The 7,151-nt window shown below is 37.5% G+C and carries 9 protein-coding genes and 1 pseudogene; 7 read left to right on the top strand and 3 right to left on the bottom strand.

Annotated elements, in window-relative coordinates; all coding sequences use genetic code 11:
* The first annotated feature begins 183 nt into the window (after positions 1–183).
* Both QNJ50_RS04490 and QNJ50_RS04485 read left to right on the top strand, forming a co-directional pair.
* Positions 184–504, top strand: coding sequence for a hypothetical protein (locus QNJ50_RS04490; protein WP_300632518.1), 321 nt, complete (start codon positions 184–186; stop codon positions 502–504).
* A gap of 161 nt (positions 505–665) precedes the next feature.
* Positions 666–833, top strand: coding sequence for a hypothetical protein (locus tag QNJ50_RS04485; RefSeq protein WP_300632515.1), 168 nt, complete (start codon positions 666–668; stop codon positions 831–833).
* A 362-nt stretch (positions 834–1,195) separates the two neighbouring features.
* Here QNJ50_RS04485 and QNJ50_RS04480 read toward each other — a convergent pair whose 3' ends face one another.
* Together QNJ50_RS04480 and QNJ50_RS04475 are read right to left on the bottom strand one after the other, a co-directional pair.
* A complete protein-coding gene (locus QNJ50_RS04480) occupies positions 1,196–1,777 on the bottom strand; it encodes a Uma2 family endonuclease (RefSeq protein ID WP_300632512.1) in 582 nt (193 codons plus the stop codon).
* A gap of 84 nt (positions 1,778–1,861) precedes the next feature.
* Positions 1,862–2,617 (bottom strand): SDR family oxidoreductase, encoded by a 756-nt coding sequence (locus QNJ50_RS04475; RefSeq protein WP_300632510.1) that lies wholly within the window; start codon positions 2,615–2,617, stop codon positions 1,862–1,864.
* Positions 2,618–2,838: 221 nt separating this feature from the next.
* On the opposite strand from QNJ50_RS04475, the gene QNJ50_RS04470 reads away from it, so the two are divergent.
* Positions 2,839–3,312, top strand: a complete 474-nt coding sequence (locus QNJ50_RS04470; protein WP_300632507.1) for an MEKHLA domain-containing protein — start codon at positions 2,839–2,841, stop codon at positions 3,310–3,312.
* Positions 3,313–3,363: 51 nt separating this feature from the next.
* Here the strand turns inward: QNJ50_RS04470 and smpB are convergent, their stop codons facing one another.
* On the bottom strand, positions 3,364–3,849 hold the full coding sequence (gene smpB, locus QNJ50_RS04465; RefSeq protein ID WP_300632504.1) for an SsrA-binding protein SmpB: 486 nt from the start codon (positions 3,847–3,849) through the stop codon (positions 3,364–3,366).
* Between the two features lie 343 nt (positions 3,850–4,192).
* Here smpB and QNJ50_RS04460 point away from each other — a divergent pair, with 343 nt between their 5' ends.
* The 4 genes and pseudogenes from QNJ50_RS04460 to QNJ50_RS04445 all read left to right on the top strand — a co-directional run bounded on the left by QNJ50_RS04460 (position 4,193) and on the right by QNJ50_RS04445 (position 7,136).
* Positions 4,193–4,717: a COP23 domain-containing protein gene (locus QNJ50_RS04460; RefSeq protein WP_300632502.1), complete on the top strand. Its 525-nt coding sequence runs from the start codon at positions 4,193–4,195 to the stop codon at positions 4,715–4,717.
* A gap of 249 nt (positions 4,718–4,966) precedes the next feature.
* Positions 4,967–5,935 (top strand): serine protease, encoded by a 969-nt coding sequence (locus QNJ50_RS04455; protein WP_300632499.1) that lies wholly within the window; start codon positions 4,967–4,969, stop codon positions 5,933–5,935.
* A 10-nt stretch (positions 5,936–5,945) separates the two neighbouring features.
* Positions 5,946–6,581, top strand: a pseudogene (locus QNJ50_RS04450) (serine protease); the annotation flags it as partial.
* Positions 6,582–6,623: 42 nt separating this feature from the next.
* On the top strand, positions 6,624–7,136 hold the full coding sequence (locus QNJ50_RS04445; protein WP_300632523.1) for a DUF2808 domain-containing protein: 513 nt from the start codon (positions 6,624–6,626) through the stop codon (positions 7,134–7,136).
* Positions 7,137–7,151 lie beyond the last annotated feature (15 nt).

The raw sequence follows: 7,151 nt of genomic DNA, 5'->3' as shown, positions 1-7,151 counted from the left end.
TATAGCGGTTTTCGGTTGAGTGTAGTACACCTCGTAGAGACGTAAAATTTTACGTCTCTACATTTGGGAATTAGAAAATGTATTTGATTCAAATGAAAACCGCTATATTTTCAGGCAGAAATTGCACAACCTACTCATGCAAAACCTCGTAGTAGAGGAATAGGAAAAGCATTAGGCAATTTTTTGGGTGAATATGTTGTTTCTCCGTTCTTTTCTGAAGCTGGTTCTACTATTGCTTCTGAGGTTATAAACCGAGCATTTAATCCAAAAGAAGAAAATGTGAGTGCTATTACCAATAGAAATAGAAGTACTTACATCGGTAGTACGTTCATAGAACCTTACCGTAAAGACCTATTTTTTGCAGATTCAAGAGGTAGATGGTTTATCTATAATTACCGATATCAAAGATGGCAAACATATTATCCTCCCAACTTAATTGTTTATCGTACTGCTGACATTTTTAGGGATTCAACCGGTGTGATTAGAGCTAATCGTTTGTGGTAGTGCGATATAACTATCATTCAATTTTGTAAATTCGAAATCCTCTAAAAATAAGAGGGAATAAATAAAGAGAAGAGTTTTTGTGTAGAGTTTTACACCATCTGAATATTAATTCCCCAACGACTAATTTCATTACTTTTTATGTATAAAAATAGGAGGTATGAATGGAAGGATTAGGAATAATAATTGGTTTAATTTTACTGGTGAGTATAGCTGCGATAACTATGAGAATTGCAGAAGAGAAAGGTCGTAGCAGTACCCTTTGGTTCATATTAGGAATTGTATTTGGATTTTTAGCTTTGATTGTTATCTCAGTGTTACCTCATGCCTGAAATAGACTACGTATATTGGTGGATTTCATCTACTTTTATCAGTATTTTGTATCTGATTAGAAAATGTAGCTTATTTCGTGTTCAAAAAAACAAAATCTAATATTTTCAAGATTCTATTTAGTTTGCTTACGTAAATTACAGGATCGCATAATCAGCTACATGATCGCATAGTCAGTGCTTTAAAAACTGGTGGGATCCAAGCTTTAGCACAATTTCTCAATCATCCCGCAGCAGCATTTGTCATCGGTGCTTTGGATGACTGGCAAAAAAGTAAATAAAGTTAAATCAATATAATGTTTCAACAACGAGATTCCTAACTAGATCAAAAATTTGGGAATCTTGTTTTTCTATATGATTTTATCTTAATTTTTCTCTTCGAGATCAAACCTTACCTGTCGATATAACTTTTCCACAGGGATTGAAAATCCTACGCTTTCCAAATATAAAGTATCCTTAGCCCCATAGGTATACAAAACCCATAAACCTTCATCATTACGGCGAAAACATTCCACACCAATTTCATCAGACTGAATTAAAACATATTCTTGCAAACTATTTAATTGTCGATAACGGGTAAATTTCTTACCCCGATCAAAAGCTTCCGTTGATGGGGAAAGGACTTCGACAATCAAACAAGGATGTTCAATTAAATCTATTAATTCTCGATCTTTTGGATCGCAAGTTACTACCACATCGGGATAATGGTAAGGTCCCGATGGAGATAATTGCACTTTCACATCGGCTATAAAAATATCACAGCCTTTTTCTGCAAGAAAAGCATCCAAAGCAGTGGCTAAGTTTAAAGCGATGCGGTTATGGGGTTTTGTTCCCCCGGTCATAGCGAATACTTCCCCGTCAATGTATTCGTAGCGTAGTTCCTGGGTTTTTTCCCATTCCAGAAACTCTTGGGGAGTCATATATTGAAATTGGGAACTGGCAATCATAATATTAGTTTTTATCGTTCGTGCAAAGGATGTACAACTAATTAAATACTGTTATTTAATTCTATCCCTCACCGCTTCTATCCTTTATCGTAAATAACTCGCTCCATTCACATCCACAATACCCCCACTGAGAAATTCTGCTTCCTCAGAAGCCAAAAACAAAATAGTATTTGCAACTTCTTCGGGACGCGCAACCCGATAAAAAGGGCTTTGCTGACGAATCGCTTCACCTTGGGGACTTTGTAATAACGCTTGTGTCATATCGGTTTCCACAAAACCTGGTGCAACAGCGGTTACAGCAATTCCATATGGTGCTAAATGTTGTGCTAAAGATTGACTAAAACAGTTGAGTGCAGCTTTACTCGCACCGTAAGCTGTGGCTGTTGGTTCGCCGCGAAACGCACCCCGCGAAGTAACGTTAATAATTCGTCCGCGATTATTGTCTATCATATGACGAGCAACACAATAGCTGACATTGACCGCACCAATTAAATTGATATTAACTGTTTCTTGCCAAATATTTTGCCAGTCTTGATAATTAGTTTTATCGAGGGGATGTTCTTTATAAATACCTGCGTTATTGACTAAAATATCAATCTGTCCCAATTGTACGATCGCTAACGATACCATTTCCTCTACAGCTTTAGCGTCAGCAATATCTGCACCAACTGTAATATGTCCCGTACCCGCAAGTGAATTTCGTAGTCGTTCGGCTTTTGTTTGTTGCTGATGATAGTGAATTGCAACTTTAGCCCCAGTTTGAGCAAAAGCAACAGCAGTAGCTTTACCAATACCGCCAGATGCACCTGTGATTAAAACTGTTTTGTTTTGGAAGTTCATTATGCTTCAATACGGTTCAGATAAGCCTAAATTTCTTTTGTAGAGACGTACCATGGTACGTCTCTACAGTGTTATTTGTTTAAAAAAATCTTAACTGAACTGTATTGCATTATGGTTGGGTAATTGGTCAGAAATTTTCTCGAATGGGAATAAAGGGATTGGGTTTTGACAGAAATGGGTTTTGACGGAAAATATATTTTATAGTGCTACTTTGCTTGAACATGAGTAATAACCAACAATTACCTTGGGAACAAGATGCAATAATTCGTCATATTCAACTTGTATTGCAAAGTTACAAGCATTGGACGGGAAATGATCTGGTAAACATGAGTGATTCGCCCGAAGAAATAGCACAACAAATTTTTGAAGCGCCATTTGCTTTAGTTTCTCATGGTACGGAAGCAGATCCAATTTTTAATTACGGTAATCGCAAAGCTTTGACAACATGGGAGCTTTCCTGGGAAGAGTTTACCAAAATGCCATCTCGTCAAAGTGCGGAAGAAGTGGTTCAGGAAGAACGTGACAGATTATTACAAGAAACTGAAGCTAAAGGTTTTAGTAATTTTTCTGGAGTTCGTATTAGCAGCACTGGTAAGCGCTTTCATATCAAAAACGGTATTATCTGGAATCTAGTTGACGAACAAAATCAGTATTGTGGTCAAGCTGCGATCTATTCTAATACCGTTTGGCTTTGAATTGGTAATTGGTAATTGGAATTGGTAGTTGGTCAAACATCAAATTCCAATTTAATAATTTTTCATTGCTCTTTGCATATCACGTTGATCTTGGCGACGTTTGATGTCTTCACGTTTGTCATGTAGTTTCTTACCTTGAGCTAGACCAAGGCTTACTTTAATCCAACCACCTTTGAAGTACATTTTTAATGGTACTAAGGTTAAACCTTTTTGCTCGATTTTACCGATTAATTTCCGAATTTCCTCACGATGCAAAAGCAGTTTGCGGGTGCGACGGGGTTCATGATTAAAGTATTTTCCGGTGGAATTATAAGGGGAAATATGTACGTTCATAAGCCATACTTCACCATCGCGAATTAAAGCAAACCCATCTTGAAGATTAATTCTCCCTGCACGAATCGACTTAACCTCGGTTCCATATAACTGAATTCCAGCTTCGTAAGTTTCGAAGATATGGTACAAATAACGTGCTTGCCGGTTATCAGCAATAACTTTAAAACCTTGACTCTTACTTTTACTATTACTCTTATCTTTCATTGAAAATTGTGTTTGTCTCCAATATGCTTTAAATCATAAATAGTATAGAATTTACCTCATTTTTCCTACTGAAGGAGAGTTTGAGATAAAAATCTTTAAACCTCCATTATCTCTGACTAGAAGGTGTAAGTCCTAATAAAACTAATATATTTTAACTTTAGAGAAACAAAGGGAAAGAGGAGTAATTGTAATGTAGTGATTTTATTCCTTAGATTTGATGCATATCATCACTACTTTTAACCAAAAATCGTAAATTTATGAGAAATTTCCGAAAATTATTACCGTTACATCGTAGCTTGTATATGTACTCATAAAATTGAATGAGCAAAGGCTTTACCTGGCTATGAATATCAGGACAGTTACCCAAGTTGCTACAGCTATTGCTTTAGGGTTTGTCACTACCATCAGCTTTATTAAACCTAGCTATGGAGGAGGTTCAAAGTTTTACTGTGCAGTTCTCAATGATGTACCAATCACATGGGTTCGAACATCACGAGGGAAGGAGCCATTTATTCGCTGGGCTAGTGATGCTTTCGATGTTTCTCCCTTGCAACGCTGTAAGATAGTTTCAGCAAGATTCCGCCGTTACTATGACAATGGGAGATTCTATTTTACTGGTAGAGAAGATCTAAACGGTTATCCGGTGTTATGTATTTCTGAACGCCCAGGTGGTGGTTGTTCTTCTCAAAATATATTAGTAACTCTTAAAAAAGGAAGCGATCCTGGCTTTATCATTCAACAGATACTTTATTTCCGTCGTGGTGCTGCAAAAGAGCCAATTATTGAACTCAGTGGCGATAAATTTATTCAATATGTGGATGGTGAGTTTTACCTTGACGTAAAAAAACTTATAGATAAAACCCCGTAAGGGGAAGTTAAAAGTCATTAGCGGATCCGTAAGGTAGCGGCTCCGTAGGTAGCGCAGCTATAGCTAGAGCCTACGGCGTTGGCGGAGCCTCTAGCGTGTCCGTAGGACATAAGTCAAAATTCAAAGTTCATTGGCGGATCTGAAAGTAGCGCAGCTATAAGCCTTCTCGTAAGAGTAAGTTAAAAGTCAAAATATCACCGGCGATCGCGTGGAGCTAACAAAAATATCAAACAAACTGCTTTCTTTAGGATGAAATGGCATTTATTGCTCAAGCTAGGAATATATCCCATATTAATTCTGTTTACTTGTCTTGGTGTTGTGTCACTTGCACAATCAAGGCAAGAAATTTTGGTGGATAATTGTAAAAATAATCATTGCCAGCAATCTCCAATACCACTGCCATCAAATCAACTCACAGTAGTACAGATACGACATATCGCTGATTCTATTACGGTCAAAGTCTTGTCAAAAGAGTTTTTAGGATCGGGTACTTTACTAAAAAAATCACAAGGGGTTTATACAGTAATTACTAATGCTCACGTACTCAGAGCAGCTAAATCCCCTTATCGTATTCAAACTCCAGATGGGCGAATTTATCAAACTACTTTAATTAAAACTGTGAAGTTGGATGGTAATGATTTGGGATTATTACAGTTTCGTAGTCCTGATACTGTGTATGAAGTTGCAAATTTAGGAGATTCATCTACTTTAGGAGTTGGAGATAAGGTATTTGTAGGTGGATTTACTGCTAAATTTCCTCCTAAGCAGCCAGAACAGAAGGAAGAAAAGAATAGTTCTTGGGTTTTTCATATCTTTTCTTCTTCCCATTTAAGACGGGAAAGAGGTTTGGTATTCACTACAGGTGAAGTTTCGTTGCTTTTGCAGAAAGCTTTAAAGGGAGGTTATCAAATCGGTTATACCAATGATATTCGTAAGGGAATGAGTGGCGCACCACTGTTAAATATTTATGGTGAAGTTGTGGGAATTAATGGGTTACATAAGGAACATTTGTGGGATGCTGTTGATTTGTATGAGGATGGGACTGAGCCAAGTAAACCCTTGCAAGAACAAATTACTCGTTCCAGTTTGGCTGTACCAGTGAAGACTGTGTTTAAACAATTTCCGCAATTGAACGGATCACAAGATTTAACAAAGGGTGAGTTCACAATAAATTTCAATACAGCCAAAGTTGATTCCCAGGACAACCAAGTTAAATAAAGGACAAATAATGAAGTTTGCCTATGGATTACCTACGATACTCCTTGGTGCAGCCCATGTAATGGTATCGCATCAAGTTGTAGTAGCATTAGAACCACCGGAAATTAAAGCCATTGCTGAAAAGATTACAGTTCGTATTAGTGGTCCCGAAGCTGGTAGTGGGGTAATAGTTGAGAAAGAAGGTAGTATTTATACTGTCGTTACCAATGAACATGTAGTAGATACCACAGGAAAATACACGATCCAAACACAAGATGGTAGGCGTTACCCAGTGAAATCTAACCAGGTCACAAGATTATATGGGGTAGATTTAGCTGTTTTCCAATTTCAGAGTAATCAAAATTATCAAACTGCGAATATAGCTAATTCTGACAAAGTGACAGAAGGTTCAACGGTTTACGCTGCTGGTTGGGCTGATACCGATGCTGTTTGTTTGCAACGTTGCTTTCAGTCTCGACCTGGGAATCTTTCTGTACGTTTGACCAATGCGAAAGATGGCTATAGCTGGATATATACCAACAGCATTAAACGAGGGATGAGTGGTGGTGCTGTACTGGATAAAAAAGGACGATTAGTGGGGATTAATGGACGAGGTATAAGAGATCCCAGAACTGGAGTAACGGATTTTTTTGCAATTCCCATTAATACCTATAAGAAAATTGCGTTAGCGATCGCCCCTTCTTCACCCATAACTCCTAAACCATCACCAACACCATCTGTTCCCCCAGTAGATACACCTAGAATTGGATATTTTACTCAACCACCGCGTTTGACTTACGCAAACACCACCTATGATAATGTCAGGGAATCAGCAGTAACATATTATTTCACTATTAAGCTTATTAAGCTGCCAGATGAGGCCGGAACACCATTACAAAAAATCACAATTAACCAACACGAAGGCTTAGAATACATTCGCTTTAATCTCAAAAAGAGTTTTGTCTTTGAAGGAACACGTTCTAAAAAAGGAAAGAAGCTGAAACTCAAAGATATAACTAGTGATAAAAAAACAAAAACAGTATCACTAATCTTTGATCCACCAGTATTACCCGGTAAAACCATCACAGTTGATTTACAAGCAAGACAAAACCCTGTATCGGAAGGGATTTATCTTTTTGGAGTCAAAGCATTTCCTGTTGGTGAGAAATCTCGCGGTCAATTTCTTGGTTTTGGACGCTTACATTTCTACAGCAGTGACTAAATTTGTAGCAATAGA

The sequence above is a fragment of the Mastigocoleus sp. MO_188.B34 genome (genome assembly GCF_030065675.1).
In the GTDB taxonomy this organism is placed as follows: Bacteria; Cyanobacteriota; Cyanobacteriia; order Cyanobacteriales; family Nostocaceae; genus Mastigocoleus.
Note: the sequence above shows the minus strand (reverse complement) of the source record. Positions and strands in the feature narration are given on the sequence as shown.

Excerpts from the sequence above, each read along its gene's own strand:
- QNJ50_RS04485 (WP_300632515.1), top strand. The coding sequence starts at position 666 with ATGGAAGGATTAGGAATAATAATTGGTTTAATTTTACTGGTGAGTATA.
- QNJ50_RS04480 (WP_300632512.1), bottom strand. The coding sequence starts at position 1,777 with ATGATTGCCAGTTCCCAATTTCAATATATGACTCCCCAAGAGTTTCTG.
- QNJ50_RS04475 (WP_300632510.1), bottom strand. The coding sequence starts at position 2,617 with ATGAACTTCCAAAACAAAACAGTTTTAATCACAGGTGCATCTGGCGGT.
- QNJ50_RS04470 (WP_300632507.1), top strand. The coding sequence starts at position 2,839 with ATGAGTAATAACCAACAATTACCTTGGGAACAAGATGCAATAATTCGT.
- smpB (WP_300632504.1), bottom strand. The coding sequence starts at position 3,849 with ATGAAAGATAAGAGTAATAGTAAAAGTAAGAGTCAAGGTTTTAAAGTT.
- QNJ50_RS04460 (WP_300632502.1), top strand. The coding sequence starts at position 4,193 with ATGAATATCAGGACAGTTACCCAAGTTGCTACAGCTATTGCTTTAGGG.
- QNJ50_RS04455 (WP_300632499.1), top strand. The coding sequence starts at position 4,967 with ATGAAATGGCATTTATTGCTCAAGCTAGGAATATATCCCATATTAATT.